Source organism: Candidatus Jordarchaeum sp. (assembly GCF_052745115.1).
The window spans coordinates 1-19,105 of the sequence record NZ_JBRAKS010000002.1; the positions used below are offsets into that span (position 1 = coordinate 1).

16 protein-coding genes and 1 tRNA gene are annotated in these 19,105 nt (G+C 39.8%); 8 read left to right on the forward strand and 9 right to left on the reverse strand.

The window, feature by feature from the left end:
- The first annotated feature begins 111 nt into the window (after nt 1–111).
- Complete coding sequence (gene eif1A, locus ACUVXA_RS00235; protein WP_445869216.1) at nt 112–423, forward strand: translation initiation factor eIF-1A; 312 nt, start codon at nt 112–114, stop codon at nt 421–423.
- Nucleotides 424–449: 26 nt separating this feature from the next.
- Here eif1A and ACUVXA_RS00240 read toward each other — a convergent pair whose 3' ends face one another.
- From ACUVXA_RS00240 to ACUVXA_RS00255, 4 genes are all read right to left on the reverse strand, one after another.
- Complete coding sequence (locus ACUVXA_RS00240) at nt 450–1,019, reverse strand: KH domain-containing protein (protein ID WP_445869217.1); 570 nt, start codon at nt 1,017–1,019, stop codon at nt 450–452.
- Complete coding sequence (locus ACUVXA_RS00245) at nt 998–1,807, reverse strand: serine protein kinase RIO (RefSeq protein ID WP_445869257.1); 810 nt, start codon at nt 1,805–1,807, stop codon at nt 998–1,000. The genes ACUVXA_RS00240 and ACUVXA_RS00245 overlap by 22 nt, the downstream gene beginning before the upstream one ends.
- 110 nt (nt 1,808–1,917) lie before the next feature.
- Nucleotides 1,918–2,063: transfer RNA gene (locus tag ACUVXA_RS00250), tRNA-Leu, on the reverse strand.
- Nucleotides 2,064–2,558: 495 nt separating this feature from the next.
- The gene (locus tag ACUVXA_RS00255) at nt 2,559–5,588 is read right to left on the reverse strand and encodes a hypothetical protein (RefSeq protein ID WP_445869218.1); all 3,030 of its coding nucleotides are present in this window, start codon (nt 5,586–5,588) and stop codon (nt 2,559–2,561) included.
- A gap of 613 nt (nt 5,589–6,201) precedes the next feature.
- On the opposite strand from ACUVXA_RS00255, the gene ACUVXA_RS00260 reads away from it, so the two are divergent.
- The gene (locus ACUVXA_RS00260; protein WP_445869219.1) at nt 6,202–7,911 is read left to right on the forward strand and encodes an APC family permease; all 1,710 of its coding nucleotides are present in this window, start codon (nt 6,202–6,204) and stop codon (nt 7,909–7,911) included.
- A gap of 177 nt (nt 7,912–8,088) precedes the next feature.
- Here the strand turns inward: ACUVXA_RS00260 and ACUVXA_RS00265 are convergent, their stop codons facing one another.
- From ACUVXA_RS00265 to ACUVXA_RS00275, 3 genes are read right to left on the reverse strand one after another with little or no spacing between them, the layout of a single operon-like run.
- Nucleotides 8,089–8,823 (reverse strand): hypothetical protein, encoded by a 735-nt coding sequence (locus ACUVXA_RS00265; protein WP_445869220.1) that lies wholly within the window; start codon nt 8,821–8,823, stop codon nt 8,089–8,091.
- Between the two features lie 19 nt (nt 8,824–8,842).
- The gene (locus tag ACUVXA_RS00270) at nt 8,843–9,511 is read right to left on the reverse strand and encodes a hypothetical protein (protein WP_445869221.1); all 669 of its coding nucleotides are present in this window, start codon (nt 9,509–9,511) and stop codon (nt 8,843–8,845) included.
- A gap of 26 nt (nt 9,512–9,537) precedes the next feature.
- Nucleotides 9,538–10,335, reverse strand: coding sequence for a ubiquitin-conjugating enzyme E2 (locus ACUVXA_RS00275; protein ID WP_445869222.1), 798 nt, complete (start codon nt 10,333–10,335; stop codon nt 9,538–9,540).
- A 261-nt stretch (nt 10,336–10,596) separates the two neighbouring features.
- Between ACUVXA_RS00275 and ACUVXA_RS00280 the strand changes: the two genes are divergently transcribed.
- Nucleotides 10,597–11,295, forward strand: a complete 699-nt coding sequence (locus ACUVXA_RS00280) for a hypothetical protein (RefSeq protein ID WP_445869223.1) — start codon at nt 10,597–10,599, stop codon at nt 11,293–11,295.
- 93 nt (nt 11,296–11,388) lie between these two features.
- On the opposite strand, the gene ACUVXA_RS00285 is transcribed toward ACUVXA_RS00280, so the two are convergent.
- Nucleotides 11,389–11,907 carry a GTP-binding protein gene (locus ACUVXA_RS00285; RefSeq protein ID WP_445869224.1) on the reverse strand — a complete coding sequence of 173 codons (519 nt, stop codon included), beginning with the start codon at nt 11,905–11,907 and terminating at the stop codon, nt 11,389–11,391.
- 464 nt (nt 11,908–12,371) lie between these two features.
- Between ACUVXA_RS00285 and ACUVXA_RS00290 the strand changes: the two genes are divergently transcribed.
- Nucleotides 12,372–14,069, forward strand: a complete 1,698-nt coding sequence (locus ACUVXA_RS00290) for a lactate racemase domain-containing protein (protein WP_445869225.1) — start codon at nt 12,372–12,374, stop codon at nt 14,067–14,069.
- Between the two features lie 83 nt (nt 14,070–14,152).
- On the opposite strand, the gene ACUVXA_RS00295 is transcribed toward ACUVXA_RS00290, so the two are convergent.
- On the reverse strand, nt 14,153–15,136 hold the full coding sequence (locus ACUVXA_RS00295) for a PhoU domain-containing protein (RefSeq protein ID WP_445869226.1): 984 nt from the start codon (nt 15,134–15,136) through the stop codon (nt 14,153–14,155).
- 112 nt (nt 15,137–15,248) lie between these two features.
- Here ACUVXA_RS00295 and ACUVXA_RS00300 point away from each other — a divergent pair, with 112 nt between their 5' ends.
- The 4 genes from ACUVXA_RS00300 to pstB are packed head-to-tail and all read left to right on the forward strand — an operon-like array spanning nt 15,249 to nt 19,103.
- Nucleotides 15,249–16,178: a PstS family phosphate ABC transporter substrate-binding protein gene (locus ACUVXA_RS00300; protein WP_445869227.1), complete on the forward strand. Its 930-nt coding sequence runs from the start codon at nt 15,249–15,251 to the stop codon at nt 16,176–16,178.
- 14 nt (nt 16,179–16,192) lie between these two features.
- On the forward strand, nt 16,193–17,326 hold the full coding sequence (pstC, locus tag ACUVXA_RS00305) for a phosphate ABC transporter permease subunit PstC (RefSeq protein ID WP_445869228.1): 1,134 nt from the start codon (nt 16,193–16,195) through the stop codon (nt 17,324–17,326).
- Complete coding sequence (gene pstA / locus ACUVXA_RS00310; RefSeq protein WP_445869229.1) at nt 17,326–18,267, forward strand: phosphate ABC transporter permease PstA; 942 nt, start codon at nt 17,326–17,328, stop codon at nt 18,265–18,267. The genes pstC and pstA overlap by 1 nt, the downstream gene beginning before the upstream one ends.
- Nucleotides 18,268–18,272: 5 nt before the next feature.
- Entirely contained in the window at nt 18,273–19,103 is an 831-nt protein-coding gene (gene pstB, locus ACUVXA_RS00315) for a phosphate ABC transporter ATP-binding protein PstB (RefSeq protein WP_445869230.1), read from the forward strand.
- The last annotated feature ends 2 nt before the right edge of the window (nt 19,104–19,105 follow it).

Here is a 19,105-nt window from a genome sequence, read left to right on the forward strand (position 1 = left end):
CAAAAAAAGGTTTTTTATAATTTGTCTAAAAAGCGAAGCTTATGTAGGTTTTTTAGGAAATTTTAAAAGAGTGATTACGTATCTTTAAAAGACTAAAGAAGGTTGAAAGTTGTGCCACCGAAAAAAACCACCATAGACAAAGAAACAGAATTCAGAAAAGTACGCACTCCACGAGAAGGAGAAATTCTAGGCGTCGTCGTCAAAATGATGGGGTTCGACCGTCTCCAGGTCAAATGCACTGACGGAAAAACCAGACTGTGCAGAATAAGAGGAAAAATGAAGAAAAGGGTCTGGATTCGTGAGGGTGATGTTGTGCTTGTTGCACCCTGGGACTTTCAGGATGAGAAGGGCGATATAATGTGGAGGTATTCTAAGGGGCAGGCTCGATGGCTTGAAGATAACAGTTACTTGCAAGGTATATAATAGAATATTCGTTTTTGCCCTTTAGGTTATATTTCGCTTAAAGTTTTCCATGATGTCCATTTTCTTTTTAAGGCTCGTCTTCTCTTTTGAAGAAAACCATAAACAGTTGAATGGGGTAATCCCTCGATTAACATAATTATTGCTTCTTTAGCCATTCTACTTTGATCCGCATCACCAATTATAGCTACAGTATGCCCATAAACTGATATTATAGCTCCGCTAACTTCTTCAATAATCCTTCTGGTTTTTCCTCCGGTACCTATTATACGTCCCTTAATCCTATTCATTGCGTTTTTTGATTTACCAGTAAAAAGTGTAAGATCTACTATTTCCAACAGCTCATCTTCCCCTAGAAGTCTAAAGGCTCTATTGGGACTAAAGCCTCTTCCGATTGCCCGTGCAATGTCTCTCGCTTTCCAGACAGCCAAGGGATCGTCAGTTTCTTCTGTTGATAAAATGAAAACACTGCCTTCTTTACCATCAATCTCCAGTCTAGTTTTAGTCTCTTTCTCAATAGTAGCCTTAATCTTTCCATCCGGGCCAATAAGAATGCCCATACGTTCTTTCGGAATTTTTATAAACTCTCTGGTCTCCAAGCCAATTCCTCACCTGTAACCTTTCTATACGCCTCATCCAAAGATAGAACATTCACCCCTAAACTGGAAAAATATCTCAAAACATTCCTAATATCACGAACCAAAAACTCAATTGCCTGAGGATGACTCAGAAGAACTGCCTGAGAAACATCAATAATAACAGGCTCATCCCAATACAAAATATTATACTCACTCAGATCCGCATGAACCAGCTCAGCCCCCCGATAAAGCTTAACAACATAATCCAAAACAATCTCAAACACAGAATCCGGCTCCTCAATCACTGCTTCCTTAAGCCTCGGAGCAGGAACACCCTCCTCACCAATAAACTCCATAACCAGAACATTCCCTCGACAAACAACTGGCTTAGGAACCCTAACACCCACTTCGTCCGCAAGACTCAGATTCTTAAACTCCTTCTCAGCCCACGTATACACTATCGAACGCGTGTCCCTCTTAACCCTCGAAAAACGCGGATCTCCCTGAATATAAATCCAAATCCGCTTAAAATCCATGGTCGAGGTTCGAAAAATCTTAACCGCCAAATCCCGAATCTCCCCCTCCTTCTCAACAGTAGCCCAATAAACATTCGCCTCCTTACCCGAAGAAACAACCCCCTTCATACTAGTCAAATAACCCCGATTAATCAAACCATACAAAATCATCGCAGTTCTCTTATCAACAACCGCCTGCACCGTCTCCAAATCCTCAGACATCTTACGCTTCATTCTACTCTTATCTATCTTACGATCAAACCTATCAACACGCTTCTCCAAAACAATCACCATCAAACAAAAACCACAAACATCAAACCAAAACATCACAAACCAAATAAAACTAAACAAACACCCACCTTTAAAAATTTGGTGCGGGCATATTTCCCCAATCAAATTAGTAGTGCAGGGAGCGTGATTATCGAGACGCATCGCATCAACGCTTCTTTTCGAACACGCGAAGGCTTGCGCGGCTCCTCCAAAAACCGGCGGACACCACTACGCCACTGGGTCCTAAGCCCAGCTCCTTTGACCACTCGGAAATCCCTGCACCATTTTCCTACACAGAGCTTAACGAATTATATAACTCCAATGATTTCTAATTACACAAAATGGATACGCATATTAATTTTTATACGTTTTCCTTTTGAACTTTCCCATAGAAAAAATTTCCTATAAATTACTTACAAAATGTCGAAAATTCTAAATACAGAAAATTATAAAAACTGGTTAGTGTAATCCTATTTTGTCGAAACCAGTGCGGAGGTTTCCGAGCTAGGTCAAATGTCATCCCCAAGGGCTCGACAGGTTTGAGGAGCAGGACTGAGGACTCTTGAATTTGTGTTATTCGAGGTTCGGAACTCCTGTGGCGTAGGCCTTCACGCGTTCGATCAGTGGCAGAATTTCTGCTGCTGGAACACATCGCGTCCTCCGCACCATTCAATATTTATTTTTTAATCTCTTCTTTTATCTTACACTATTTTTGGTAAAAATCATTCTAGTATTGAATTTTTTAAGTAGAGGAAAAAATGAGTAGGGGTTGTTTTTACGGTCTTCGCAGTAGTGTTTTGTGGATTTTGATTAGGGTGTCTGGGTAAAATATTCGCATGAAGATGAGGCTGCATATTAGTAGTACGAATATTATGGTTATGATTCTGGACATTGAGTCTAAGTTGATTGAGCTGATGGCAGCGTTTGCTGTCAGTGGTGATAGCATTGATATGGGGGAGGGAAGAGTTGGGGGAACTACCTGAACAGTGAAGCTTTTTTCGAGGTTTCTGTCGGCGTTATCGGTTATGTTTAGGGTTATGTTTAGGGGGCCTAGTTGGCTTAGTTCGCTGGATGTTATCAAAAGTTCCCAGTATCCTGTGTTGTTATTGTATGTTGCGTTGTTTGTGGTTGGTACATTGTTTAATAATACTTCTAGCCTTGTTACGTTGACTTGTGGGGTTTCTGCAGTATAGGGCACATATCTGATCCATATCAGTAGTTTAAACGGAGTCCCTACAGTTAATGTTTTGTTAGTATTGACATCCGGCTCTATTAACCCCGCTCCCAGTTGATATACGTTGAACGTGTAGTAGTATTTTTCTACGGCTTGGCTACCTATCTCTCTTGTTATTATCTCTCTGCCTTCTGATTGTGTTTTAACCGATACAATGTATTTACCAACTTCTTGGGGCTCAAAGGTTACGTTCCAATTTTGATTATCGTTTGTGTTCCCCAGAAGATTTCGGATTGTGCCGTTTGGGTTAATTATTGTTACATTTAGAGATGCGGGTTTATCTAAAACGTTTGTTATGTTTAATGTGACTTCTTCATTGATGTATGGTATAATTGGCGGCGTAACGTTTACGCTAGAGTAGAATTGCATAGTAACATTTACAATTTCCCCACCGGAAATTTCTTGCCCTATTGGTGTTTCGTTGAAGGCGTTTTTGAGTATTGTTATCCTGTCGGCTGTGGTGTCATCGGTCCAGTTTCCTGAGAGGAGAGAGGTACTATTTAGATATACTTTATCAACCGCAGTTACGTTCACTGTTGAGTAGTCAATGTACATGGATTCCTGCGATAATGAAATGGTTGCATTGCTTTGATGGTTGTATATAAATGTGAATAGTGTATCAGAAGTCATGTTTCGGTTTTCTGTATAGGACATTATCGCGCTTATTGATGCGTTGATGGTGGCGCTGGTCCATTTTCCACTGGTTATGTCTAAAGCTTTAAAAATTAGTGTAGTCATGCCTGTGCTAACGTTGTATTTTGCTTGACTGCTGGTAAGGGATTGATACCAGTAGCCTTGGGTGCTATTAGTCATAGCGAAGTCGTTTACATAAAATCTTATGTTATTATTTAATCCATTGCTATAGTTATAGTAATATAAGTCATAACTTAGATTGTAAGTAATATCTTTGCTGCATTTTAAACTAAATGTGTAATTGTAATCATTGGTTGCTAGTATTGGTATCCAAACAGTATCATTCCATACTCTATTATTTCCCATAACTCCGGCTAGTTTGTTGTTTATCCAGATATCAATATTTTCTGTATCTGTGGAATTGTAGGAAATAACTTTCATACAGTGCCAGTATCGATTCCCATAGGGGTCTCGAACATCATCCCAGTTCCAATCACTATGATTATCGGCGCTGGTCCATACTTCGTAGCCTTCGGGTGGAGGAATCTCATAAGCAGTGGAGTGGCTTGCCCAGTCGTAAAATCGACTACTACTTGGGTTTCCAGCCCAATCCTTGGTATGGATTACTAGAAAATAGTTTCCCTCAGAGAAATAGCCAGTGAAGTTAAGGGTGAGCCATTCATAATTTGAAGTAATATCTTGGTATGGAATTTCTAGGCTAACGACAGGCTCATCGCTTGGTTTGTAAGCTCCGATTAAGGAATTATATGTTGCATTTCGGATTTCAGCGGTGAGATTTTCTGTTAACCCGGTGTTACGTATCAATATTTGGATTGTCAGGTTTTCTGAATCATGTGGTAAGATGAATCTTTGTGCTTCACTCATATTCCCAACAGTGCGAGCATAGCCATCGGAATTTCTTGTATCCTCAATAATGTTTAACCATGAAACCGGCTTTATATCTGTAAATGTAATAACCGCCAGATACATCCGGTCTCCATTAGAAACATTAACGGTAAAGCTTCCAATCCCAGCGGTGATATTTCCCTCGGCGCTTCCTGAGGTACTATAACCAATATTTCCTGTACTGTTAAATACATCTACCCAAAGCCGATTCAAAGTCCAATTCGCAGGAAGCTGCAGCGTCAAGGTATGCTGAAGTTTTGTGAAATTCAACATCATCCAACAATCAAAATCAACTTTTTTATTAAGCCAATAGCTAGTATCATTTATCTCCTCTACATCACTAAACTCTAAAAGAAGCGCAATACCATTATCACCATTATCACCATTATCACCATTAACTGGATCTGAAGTACACCCCCATGAGTAATACTTGGTAGCATCACCTGATGTAGTCTCGTTAAGCATTAGCAATATAAAGTAAGTCCAGTTTGAATTAAGTTCAATAATGGTATCATTAAGTAGAGTGGCCCAGCCTCCTCCCGAAGTAAAATTACCATATGTGTAGTTTTGGCTTAGCAGGATAGAGCCTGTCTCGTTATTTGGCACCCACTGTGTGCCTATTTTGGTTCCGTTTCTTAGTTCTACTCTAAGGTCTGGAGGAGTATTATTGTATCCTATCCACAGTTGTATACCATTAAAGTATGTTGTAACGGTGGTGTTAAATGACATGGCTACAGATCTGTTTGAATTATCGTTCCATGAAATTTTGAGATATTGTCCTGGAGGGCCGGTGAGATTACCCTCTATGATGTCTATGACTGTTTCGGTGATTTGGAACCAAGTTAGGTTATAGTATATTCCGTTTATTTGGATTGTTGGGTCGATTGAAGTGTCTTTTGATTGAAATGAAAGTGCTTCTGGACTTTTAGGAAAAGTAGATATTATTGGTAAGGTGGTGGATATGAGAAATATGGTGCAGATAAATAATATGCAAAACGTTAGTGCTACTGCAGCTTTCTTTTTGTGTCTCATTTAAACCACCGCTTCTGGTCAAGTTACTAAGTAATCGTTAATATCAATGCTTTTTATTTGGTTGTTCTTTATTTTAAAGACTTCGGATATTTAATGAATTTATTTACAATTTTGTTTGTATGTATTTTGGCTTATTTATCTTGGTATTTGCTTATTATCTTTTGCTACCTTTCTTTTAACACAATACTGTTAATTACATTGATAATTTATAATTATATTATTCCATGATATTGTTATACATTTTATATTTTTTTATTTTATGGTTCTTATAATAATTCACAATTATTTTAGTTATATTGGTTTTCTTATCAATGATAATTATTTTCTCATAGTTATCAATATAGCATTTTTAATATTTAAAATAATATATTTTTTATATTCTAAAACATTAATCTTATACTCTAAGATGAATCATCTAATTAACCTTAAAAACAACGTTATATTACCCGAATTTTTTAATTTTCGTAACTTCTCATTAAATACGCTTTAATTTGCTGTTTTTTACCCACTTCGGCATTTGACGTGACATTTTACAATTGTTAAACGATAATCTTATATAAGTGAAACAAAAAACTTAGAGAAAAGTCCAAATTAGGATGGAGGACTTAAAAAAATGGGAGCGAAAAAAGTAACCTTCGCAAGAGATGCAACAGGCCTAGTACGAGAAATCGGCTGGTTTACCGCCTTATCCATAGTACTCTGCAACGTTATCGGTGGCGGTATTAACAAATATTCAGTAAACACACCCGCCGCATTCCCCCTAGCCAATGTACCACTTGCATTCGCCATAGGCGCAATACCCGCCATATCTGCTGCAGTAGTCTTCGCCCTGTTCGGTGTAGCAATGCCCCGATCCGGCGGCGGCTACGTGTATATTAGCCGAACCATGAGTCCCTTCCTGGGATTCTTAAGCAGCTGGGTCTGGTGGGTATCAGTAGCACTATCATTCGGAATCATCGCCTTCCTAGACACAGCCTTCCTGGGATTCGGACTACAAGTCATAGGGCGCGTTCCCACAGATGGGCTATTCCAGATAGGAACATGGATGCAATCAACTGAAGCGGGGATCATAGTGGGAATAATACTGGTAGTAGTCTTCTACTTCGTCACAGTGGCCGGACTTAACATCTTCGGAAAGGTACTAAACGCGATGCTAATCATCGCAGCCATAGGCAGTGTCTTAACAATATTCTACCTAATGACAGGAAACACAGCAAACGCAATGGTCAACTACGCACTAGCCTACTCAAACCCAATAGACTTCTTCACCAGTGGAGGTCTGGACAACGCTTTCACAAGACTATTTAACAACTATTTCGTAGCATCACTTGAACACTACTGGAATGGTATCCTTGCTACTACTCCAATGGATGACACCGTTGGCGCAGTGGCACTTCTCACTTGGGCTTACATCGGTTTCACCGCATCCACATTTGTGGGTGGCGAGATGAAAGAACCCAACAGAAGCATGATAATATCAGTCATCTACGGTACTCTAATAATTGCCGCATACTATGTTGGAATCAGCTTCCTAGCACTAAACACCAGCGGCCTCTTCGCAAACGTATACGTTGTCGCAGCAGGCGCACAGGCCGACGCCACATGGGCACTCACAATGAACCCTCAGTATGCTTGGATAGCAGCTGCTATTGACCCAAACTTATGGCAATTCATACCAGCGTACTTACTACCTAGCTACCCGGCTCCGATTGGAACCCAGTTGCCATTCTACGCGACACTACAGGTTCCATACGCTTCCGGGCCCATCGCCTTCTTTATCGCTATTGCGGGTGCTATCTGGCTGATGAACGACATTCCACCATTCCTAATCACCGCTGCCCGAACCACCTTCGCATGGTCATTTGACAGAACCTTCCCCGTAAAGTTCGCCGAAGTTAGTGAGAGATGGCACAGCCCAGTGTGGGCAACCACACTAGTAGGCATAGTAGCTATTGGCGGTGTCCTACTATCCTCAGTCGACATTTTCATGGCTGCTTTCGACACCGTGGTAATGGATACCACCATGCTCTGGATCGGAGCCATGGCAGCAATACTATTCCCATACATCAAGCCAGAAATCTACGAGAGAGGACTCAAGTGGCAGTTGGGTGGCATACCGGTTATCACCATCGTTGGAGTTATAGCGTTCTTTGGCACAACGTTTGTAATATTCGCAGCCATACGGGCTCTAGCCCTCCAAGGATTCTTGCTCAACGTATTCGTGTTCGGCCTGGGTGGTCTCATATTCGCTGTGTACTACGCATATAACAGGAAAATAGGTGTAGACATGGCTACGATTTACGCCGAGATCCCGCCAGAGTAGTGCGGGAGCAACCTTTCCCCCTCTTTTTTTTAATTTCCCAATTTTGTAGTTCTATTTACTGATTTCAAAATGCACCTGGTTAACTTTAAACCTGTTTTTTATCTTTAAAATTTAGATTTTTTTGAAAAATAGAAAAATGTGTTTTAATGATTATATTTTGAAATCGAGTAGAGGGTTTTAGTGCATAAGGCCTGGGAAGTAATATTTTTCTCCCTCGGCATAGCTTTCATCTTTTCTTGTTATACCTTCTTGTTCTAGTGCTTGGAGTGCTGCTTGTGCTCTGGGTTTTACCCAGTCTGTTTTTAGCATGATTTCTTCGAGGGTGGTGAATCCTTTTCTGCTTGCTATGCTTATTATTTCGTTTTGATCGTCGGTTAGTTCTATTGGTAGGAATCTTATTATTTTAACACCGGATTTTAGTTCTTGTGTTCCTGGTATTAGGTTGTTTTTCTTTAGTATTTTTACTGCTTTTTCTATGTCTTTCGTTTCGAGTTTTTTAGCTAGTTTTCCAGTGTTTACCAGTAGGTATGACTCTGCGTAGGTCATTATTCCGCCGTTTTCTTTGCGTTTGAGCATGGCTCTCTGGTAGAGTAGCATTCCCAGTTTTTCATGGTCGATTTTTGTCCCTATTCCCATAGCTCCTTTTTTGAGTATTTCTTCTTCGGTCATTATATGCGTGATTACTGCTTCTTTGGGTATTCCGTACTGCTTTCTTATTCTTTCTACTTCTTCTTGGAGCTTGGGGCTAGTGGCTATAACTACTCCGTATTTTCTAGCTAGTTCTTCTAGTTTTTCCCCTGTTTCGGCTGCGGTTTCTAGGTCAGTCTTAATTTCCTCTAGTTTAAACTCTGTGGCTTTTTTTTGCATGTATCTTTTTTTCTCCATTTTGTCGCGTAATTCTCTTATTCCCATTTTTGGCTAGGCTCCTTTTCTATAACTGTTTTAATCTTTGTCGGAAGTCCTTAAACCATCTTACGGCGTCGTATTCGATTTTCTTGGCGTCTTCTGAGTCAATCACCAGGTCTGGTGGCTCATTTTTAAGTTTGTCGCGCCAAGCTAGTATCTCTTTGTATACCCAGTAGTCCTTGTCGTTTAGTCCAGTGAAGTTTTCTATAAGAAGTATGATGTCATCCATTATGGGAACTATATTATCGATTCTGGCATAGTCACCTAGCTGGACACAGTCAATTAGAGTTATGAAGTTCGATACCAAGTCAGCGGTTTCAGTGAGTAGTTTTGCTGGTGAGAGTTTAACGATTTCTAGGGGGATTTCTTCTTCTGGTCTCATTTCTGTCTCGTCTATCTTAACGATTCTTAGCTTCGCAGAGGCATTAGGAAAATTCTTTATGATTTGTTCTTCCTCTATAAATCGGGTAAGATTAAATCCCTGTTCTTCCAGTTTTTTACGCACGCTAATAATTTTTTGAACGTATGCTCTCATCTGGCGGCTGTAAGTGGCGGCATCGATTAAACCGTTTTCGTAATTTTTACCCAACATGTCTAAAGTCGCTATACAGGAGTAAAGTTCCGCTTCTAGTTCCCACTGATTTTCTTGATAATTTTTTTCCGGTTTTTCCCTGGACTTTTCTGCCATCTTCATTTTTTATCCTCCGGGTTATATTATTGTTATTTTGTTTGGAGTTCTTCTAGCTTCTTGTTTACTATGTATAACTGCTTCTTATATCTCTTGTATAGCTTAGTATATTCCGTTGGACCTATTTCCCCCGCCTCAAATTTTTCTTCTAATGTTCTAATCAAATCCTCAATAGCTATTTTCTCACTTTCAACGTCAAGGATTTTACGATATACTGGATCTTCAGGCATCAATGTGGATTCTGTCTGTTCCCGTGCCTCCTCTGGCACATTATGGGCAGTTAATCTTCCACGGAGCAACGCTATCTCCTCATCGCGTTCCTGAAGCGTACTCCTAAGTTTCTGTACCTCGGCTTCTATTTCGGAAAGATGTGGAGAGATTCCAGCACTTACCACTTCGCCTTCTTCTTGTTCCCCCTCTTTATCTACTATTGTTAAAGTTACTTTGGGTACCTCTCTTTCTGGTTTAAATCTGCTTGTAGCTGGACGGGGGGGTATTCTTGCAAAAGTGCCTTTTATAGTATTTACTACATGGTACAAATGGTACTCCGGTCTCCATTGTTCCAAAATATTTAATTGCACTCTTCCAGTTTCGATGTCAACGTTAGGATGTTCGGTGGGGGAAATCATGCGAACTTGAGGTGGATCAATTGGAAATGTGGGCGGAATTTTGATTTCCACCTCGAATTTGAGTCCTCTAAACTCACCTCTACCAGCGATTTCTCCTATCCAACGGGTGAGGTCACCTTTAACTGGCTCAAAGCCTCGAGTTCTCTGGTACATCAACTGAGTTTCCCGTGCCAGAGTTAATTCAAAATTACTGCTGGACAACGCTTATAACAACCCCATTCACTTTTTCTCTAAGAAATATCCCCTAACCTAACATATTAAAACTTTTGATATAGGCATAAAACCGCCTGCTACAAAGGGTTTTAAACAATTTTTCAAACATTTTCAATAGAATCTTTGCTTTCAAATTAATAAATCCCTTCTCTAACACAATTCTAACTAAATTAATATACGTGGAAAACATTCATAATTATTAATATGAAAATCAAAATTTATTATTAGACCTCAAAACTTGGTGGTATAATGGAGAAGGCTCCCAAAGCAGAGGGGTTTGTCGTTATCGGAGGCAGAGTCTATCCGGCAAACCAAGTCATTCAAGCCCTAGTAACCGAAGGCTTCGCCGACACAAAACTAGAACACGGTGGAATACTGGTAATCGGCGGAGTACGCGTATCCCCCATATTCAAAAGCCCACAAGAACACGCAATGGCCATCACCTGCTACGGAAGCCTAGCCTACTGCTGCAGCCTAAACAAACCCTGCGAAAACAGAGACAGAGCATTAGAACTACTAGGCTTAACAAAAGAAGACTACATACGACTAAAAAACTACTTACACAACAAATTCATAGAATACTCAAAAAGCGTCACAGCCACCAGTAAGCCCAACTCAACATACTACACGCCAAAAGAACCCACCACCCCATACTCATACCGCAGCAGACCAATCGAAGCAACAGACCCATTCGAAAACATGGAAAAAACAGGCCCCCACCCCCTCCTACATTCCGATAAAATGGAACAGCAAAGCGGCATCGTAGAACCAATATCCGACCTCTTCAACCACCCAGAAGAACCAAAAACCGAACCCATCCTACCGGGCTACGGAGGCAGCACACTATTTTCCGACCAAAACGACGAATTCTCATTCTGCATATACTGCGGGTCAAAAATACCACCAGCAGCAAGATACTGCAAAAAATGTGGAAAACCCGCACTCTAAACCAACCTAAACTCCTCATAAAAATAGTTTTTAAAAATTAACCTAAAAGTAAATATCAAACTATTAAAAGACAAATATTCACGAATTTTTATATCACGCTTTATCAGATTCCAACATCAATCCAATTAGCTTTGTCATAGCTTCCTTTAATCCAACACCCTCCGTAGCCACTGTCCCTATTACCGAAACCTCCTGGGAAACGCCCAACTTTTCCTTGACCTCATCTGGACTCAAAGCCCCAACCAAATCTTGTTTGTTCGCAAGAATCACCACAGGCACCTTCTTAGGCAGTTCTTTCTGAACTCCTGTCAGAACACTCCTAGCCAATTCAAGTGTTTCAGGGGATGTGCTATCTACAACAAGTAAAATTCCCGCACTTCCAAGAGCCAAAATCTCCTGCAGAAATCTAAACCTCACCTGTCCAGGGGTCCCGAAAATTTTCAAATCTAAAAAATTAACTTCCTCGTATCGTGAACCAAAATCAAAGGCTACAGTTGTGCCTAATGAATCTATGCTAACCGCTTCTTTGCATAGTTTACTTACTACAGTGCTTTTTCCAGAGGAATAAGGTCCTGTGACTAAGATTTTCATTACTTTTGGTTCTTCTTCCAAACTGTTTCGCCTTCCAGAATCTTACTAGTTATTAGTTAAAAATAATACCTGGTAGATTTTTAATTTATATTAGTATCTTCATGTTTATAATATATTTCGCTTTAATCATCTGATTTTATAATTTTTGGTACAGATTCAACTAATATTTTGTTTTTTATTGATTAACCATTCTTAATTTATATGTTCTTTTTATTTTACTGTTTTCAACTCAATTTTTTTAAGTAACCTAAATATTTAACTTCTTCAAAAACCATTATTTTTCATAAACCTGAGGTTTGTAAAATTTTAATTGAGGAAACCATAAAAGTATTTGTGTTTACTAGAATCTGATTATATCTACTTAACCATTTTTCGTCAATAATCATGTATTAGATCCAATTATATGTTAAAATAATATTATTGTAACTATTAGTTAATCTAAGCCCTGAACTGGTGATTTTGACAGTGAAAAGTAAAGGAGGCAGATGCAGGCTTTGGACAGAATAGTTCTTATCTCTATGATGCTTTTCAGTGAGTTGCTAAGTGCTTTAGAAACAGTGAACACACCAAATGCCAGCTCTAAATTCAAATCATACATTGAACAAGTGATAGTTAAACATCCCCAGGTTCTAGCCGGGTTTGATTTCAAATGGTTGGAGCTAAATGCTTTTACTATTCTTGATAATCTTTCAAGGATAGAGGAGAGGTTGAGGCGGGAAAAATGTGTAATGGCTCTTTTTGATTTGCTTCAGGCTGCTATTTCCTATGGGGAAGAGCTGGGAGCGCAATTCGAGTATCTGGATAAATCTGCTCTCATCTATAATGTTAATCATCCCATGTTTGAACAGTATGATTTGGCTAAGGGAATAATTCATGAGAAACTGGTTTGGTTTAAAAAGGAAAAAACAAAAAGAGAAGAAAATAAAAAGAAAGTACGCCTTTCTTTGAGATATGGAAACCGACTCGAGTCAACCAAAATTCCGGGACAAATTTTTAATGGTGTAATCGAACCTAAAAAAATCACTCTGAAAAAAATGTCATTAAACTCTGTTCGCAATATTTTAATGAATCCGATAGGAACTGATTCTCTGAGAAAAGAGGTTTCTGGTGTAAAAAGAGTGGCTATAATCGTTGATTACAATTTTAATTCACTTACCAGCGATATTTTGAAACTGGTTCTTAGCGAGCTAAAAAATGTGCAGGTTCCCCGAGTTGAGGTAATTTTAACTTGCGGCCTAAATAAACTAGATCCGAGTCAATTTACGAAGATGTTGGGTAGTAAAATTCTTGATCAGTATAATATTAGTTTCCATGATGCTTTGGATGAAAATGGTTTGACAGAAGTTGGAAAAACGCTATCTGGTGCAAGTCTGAAAATAAATACAAAGGTGGTAGAAGCTGAATATCGTATAGCCATCGGATGCATTCACCCACATCCCTACTCAGGCTTTACTGGAGGTTACCAAGCCATCCTCCCCGGTGTGGCAGGAGCCGAGGCAATTGTGTGTAATCAGGTTAGAGGAACACTTCTAGGTAGCCAAATAGGGTCCAATGCTGATAATCCCGTTTTTAGAGACACACAGAGTGTAGCTTCACTTTGTAGAATTGACTTTCTACTGAACACCATTATCGATAGTAGAGGTGGAATAGTAGACCTCGTTGCTGGAAATCCTGGAAATGCTTATGCTAAGGGAACAGAGATGTCTAGAAAACTTTTCAGAGTAGAAGTAGATAAACGGGCCGAAGTGGTAGTAATATCACCCGGGAAACCTTATGATCAAGACCTTTATACAAGTTTACAATCACTAGGAGCCACAAAACAACTTTTAAAGCCTAATGGATTGACTATATTGCTATCGGATATAAGCAATGAGGATCTAATCAAGCTTAAAAAAATTATGGCTGTAAAATACGATGAATTTCTGGATATGGCTCAAAAAGATCCCAAGGCTCTCCTAATGAGAAACATAATGGAGCTTGAGGGTCGGAATCTTATACTTGTTTCTGGAAAATCTTTGAAGGATGTTGGCAGACTCCCCATAATTAATGTAGATAACTTGGGGGAAGCCATTGATCAAGCAATGCGTATAGCCAACCCCTCTTCACTCCTAGTGGTGCGTGAAGCTTGGAACATAATTCCTGAATTTAAAAATGGGGAACATCCCTATCAAATAGACTTTTGAAGCCTAGAAGTTTCTCTAAAAATTGATACATTTATAAAAAATTCATTTTCCGGTTCTTAACCTTCTCCTGTTATTGACTTTTATTATTGACCACATTTGATAGTTTTTCCCTTCAGTACCATCTCGTAAAGGGTTTGATCTATGGCGGTCTCAGAAATGTCTGAGCAGTAGTCAATAATTCTCTCAAGATGTATAATAATTACTTTATATTCTGGAAATTCTGATTCCAGTCTTCGTAATTCTTTTTTAAGGCTGCTTCTCTGTTCCAGAATCTCAAATGCTTTACTCAAGTTCCTATTGAAGAAAACGTTTAGTAGTGAGCTGTATAAATCGTTTGCCCTTTCTGCAAATTTGGATAACTCATCGTTAGCTACTCCCGTAGCTAAAATCTGCTCAGCTATAGCCACCGCGTGATCCGCAATTCTTTCTATGTATCGTGTTATGTGACTGTAATGTAGGCCTTCTATGGGTAGTATATTTAATTGTCGGGCCAGAGACGGGTTCTCAAGTATTAGATGTACCATTCTTTGTACAAGCCAGTTATAACGATCAACATCATCATCCCGGTTGACGATAACTTGAGCTTCTTTCTGATCCCCATTTCCAAGGACCCGCACAACGCTGTTTAGAATATATCCTGTAGTGTTGAGCAGTCGCTGAATTATAGGCCTTATGGATGTTCCTTCACTAATATCCTTAATTAAAATAGATTTATCCGTCTCATCAACAACCTCAATCCCAATCATGCCTCTAACACTTCTTTCTATATCCTCTCGGACCTCAAGAGATATTTCCTTTGTAGATACCACATTCACTTGGTCGAGGCCAACAATATAACATGAAAGTAACATTACATAGGCCATATTAGGGTCACAATTTTCTATGTCAAAGGTTCCTTCAATTTTACGCTTATATGCTTCCTTACCTGAAAACACTATTAAGCTTCCATCCTCCAATTCCTGAAAGTTTACCTCGCTTCCACCTTTCAGCTTGGACCTCGCACACCAATTCTTTGGAAGATAAACGTAGAAAGACCCTTTTACCTCTTGGATTTTTCTAGATTCCATATTCTAAACACCTACATAAGGATACATGCGTATCCTTAAGAATCTTTAGGAAAATATTAGTATAGTATAAGAATAGAAGTCCACTCGAAAGAGGCATAACGGAATCAGGAGAATGAAAGCAATACTAGGAAAACTTCGCAGAAAAACAGCATTGATTATCATACTCTTACTGGCAGTGGCGGCAATCTCGGTATTTGTGATTCACCCTCTTATCTACGTTAAACCCCAAGCGGATTTACAGCGGACACTTGGACTATATACTGGACATCATTCAGATACCCTAAATATTGCGGGATCAACGACAGTACTGCCAATTTCACTTGCTATGGCTCCTGTTTTTCACGGTGTCACCGGGGTAAATGTTCAAGTATCCGCCGGAGGATCTGGTCTTGGATATGCTAATGTTATTGACAGAATTTCGCCAATAGGAGCCGTTTCCAGAACTCCTAAAAGCATTGAAATTAATAGTGCTGCTGCAAACGGGGTAAACCTTACATTACACCCCATAGCACTTGACGCTATCTGCATAATTTGGAATATTCCTGGGATGGCTCAGGGGGACTTAAAGCTAACAAAGGAGCAGGTAGCGAATATATACAGCGGGGTTTACACCAGATGGAACCAGGTGGACCAAAGTTTACCTCCTGTGACCATATGGGTTGTTGGTAGAGAACCCAACTCTGGAACTCGTGAAGATTTTGAAAAGCTCTTCGGAGTTAGTAAAACTGCGGTAAACCAAGAAGTAACAAACAATCAGGATATGGTTTTTTCGATTACTAGCACATCTTACTCCATAGGATACTGTAGCTTCGCTTATATTAAGGGTGTAAATACTGCTGAGATTGCTGGAGTAAATGGTACCTACTATCCGCCAACGAGGGAAACTATCAGGGACAAAGATTACCCTGCTTGGAGAGAACTATACTATGTAACCAACGGCGTACCCTTCAAGGGCTCACTTATTGATATGTATATAAATTTTGTGCTGAGTCCTACTGGTCAGAGTATTGTTGAATTGGCGGGTTACGTATCAATTGTATAGGAGGTACAGTAAAAATGGTTACACCGAAAACGCTCTTGGAAACTATACTCGATGTGATGAAGCGTTTGTGGAAAGGTTTCAAAAACCTCTGGCCCGAAGTCCTTAGTCACCCGGCTCCTAGCCTCAATGCATTGGAATTAAGAGGATCAGAATACTTTAGGAGGTTTTTCTCTCCTGAGGGGTTTACTGGTGTCTGCGCTCTTTCAAGTTTTGTTATAACCATGCTTATTCTATTTTTCCTAATACAGCAAGGGCTTCCCATTATCCAGGAGATGGGATATTGGCAGTATGGTCAGTACATTATTCCCCTTCTCAAAGATATTGGTTTAGCCGAATACATGTGGCTTCATGCTTTAATTCAGACAAATGGAAACATTATAATTGGTTTTATAAACTTTATTACTGGTTCAACGTGGGATCCGAGTGGCTTCAATTTCGGGATTCTGCCTCTTATAGTTGGTACTCTTATTGTTGTTGGTGGGGCACTGCTTATAGCTATTCCGGTTGGTATTCTTTCATCCATCCATCTAGCAGAGTATTGTCCACAAAGGATTAAGAACATTGTAAAACCTATTATCGAGCTTCTGGCGGGTGTTCCATCCGTAGTTTTCGGGTTTGTAGGACTTGCTGTTCTTGCTCCTCAGATTGCTAATATTTTTAGTCTAAGGTCTGGTCAAACCGCTTTAGCGGGGGCAATCATTCTCTCAATCATGATTCTTCCCACAATTGTTTCTATTAGCGAGGATACGATAAGTGCCGTTCCTAAATCCTACAAAGAAGCCTCACTCGCCCTTGGAGCAACCCACTTCCAGACGGTGCGAAAGGTACTTCTACCTGCTGCTATTTCTGGCATTACAGCTAGCATTATTCTGGCTATTGGCAGAGCGCTTGGAGAAACAATGGCCGTGCTTATGGTTTGCGGAGGTGTAGCAACCATTCCTCCCTTCTCATTTGAAATGTTCTTCACCGCTGTTAAACCTATGACCGCTGCTATCGCGGCAGAGATGGGAGAAACCGAGGTAGGCAGTTTACACTATAGTGCACTCTTCGGTGTTGCAATTGTACTTTTCCTAATCACATACCTTGCTAATTTTATAGCAGATATTATTAACACCAGATTCAAAAAGAAGTTCGGAGGACCAAAATAATGAAAAGTGAAATAGAGTGGCCGATCATTAAGAAGCGTATTGGAATCGGAGAAATGCTCTTCAGTATCCCCACCCTCCTCATTTTAGCCTCATTCCTTCTAATTATGGGCGTCATAGTTTATTATGGAGCACCAGCAATTAGCTGGAATTTCCTAACAGGTACACCAGGACTAAGAATGCTCTATGGTGAACCACTCGGACCAAGTTATCTCTATAGTGAACCATTTAATTTACAAATTATGCCCTATGGTGGAATACTCCCAATGATATTCGGAACCGTTGCACTTGTATCTGGAGCTATATGCATAGCCATACCTCTTGGAATTCTTTCAGCCGTGTACATTAACGAATACTTAGGTGAGGGGCGATTCAAATCCTTCATAATTCAAACTATTAGTAATTTGGCTGGTGTCCCATCAATAGTGTTCGGTCTCTTTGGTTTCGCATTCTTCTCCAAACAATTAGATTTTGGTGTTTCTCTACTATCCGGTTGGTTAGTGTTAGGGTTTATGGTGCTTCCCATAATAATCAAGTCAACAGAAGAAGCCTTAAAGACTGTACCTAGTGGCTTCCGGGAATCAAGCCTAGCTCTTGGAGCGACGAAATGGGAAACTATAACCTCAATTGTTCTACCTGCTGCGGCTCCCGGAATATCTACTGGTACGATACTGGGAATTGGACGCGTTGCCGGTGAAACCGCAGCCATACTTTTCGCAGCATCAATCTTCTACCAAAGCAGCCTCTACCCTACAAATATCTTTCAGCCAGTAATGGCTCTGACCTACCACCTATACTACGAGGCAACCTCAAGTCCCTTTGCGGAGATAAATAGACCTTTCGAGTTTGGAACAGCTCTCGTACTACTCGGACTAGTTCTACTCTTCAGCGTTTTAGCAATCTATATCAGAGCTAGAAGTCAGAAAAAAAGGAAAGGTTGGTGAAAAAAATGGCATCCGTTTTAAACAAACTTATAGTATCCAACAATAGAGAAAATAAAACAGCTAAAGAAAATAATCATAAAAATGGCGAAGTGAAGATAGAAGTTAAAAATCTAAATCTATGGTTTATCAAAAACCATGTCTTAAAAAACATAAACCTCAAAATCTATAAGAATAACGTAACAGCAATAATAGGCCCCTCTGGTTGTGGTAAGACTACTTTAATTAGATCTTTAAATAGGATGGTTGATTTGGATAATGCGAGGGTTGAGGGGGAAGTGCTTCTTGATGGTGAAAACATTTACAATTTTGTAACCAATGTGGTAAAACTCCGGGAAAGAGTGGGAATGGTTTTTCAGAAACCTAATCCGTTCCCCATGTCTATATACGATAATGTTTCTTATGGTCCCAAAATTCAGGGAATAAATGACGGTAAAAAACTAGATAAAATTGTGGAAGATAGTTTAAAGCGTGCCGCGTTATGGGACGAGGTAAATGATAGATTAAGTGTAAACGCATACGAGCTTTCTGGTGGTCAACAGCAGAGACTTTGCATAGCGCGAGCACTAGCTATAGAGCCCGAGGTGCTGTTAATGGACGAACCATGCTCCGCACTTGATCCCATTGCCACAGCAAAGATAGAAGACCTAATATGGCAACTCAAAGATAAAATCACCATAGTAATAGTTACACACAACATGCAGCAAGCCGCAAGAGTTTCACAGTACACCGCCTTTATGTACCTCGGAGAACTAGTGGAGTTTGGCCCTACCGCAAAAATTTTCGAAAATCCCGGAGATGAAAGAACTATGGACTATATCACAGGCAAGTTCGGGTGATA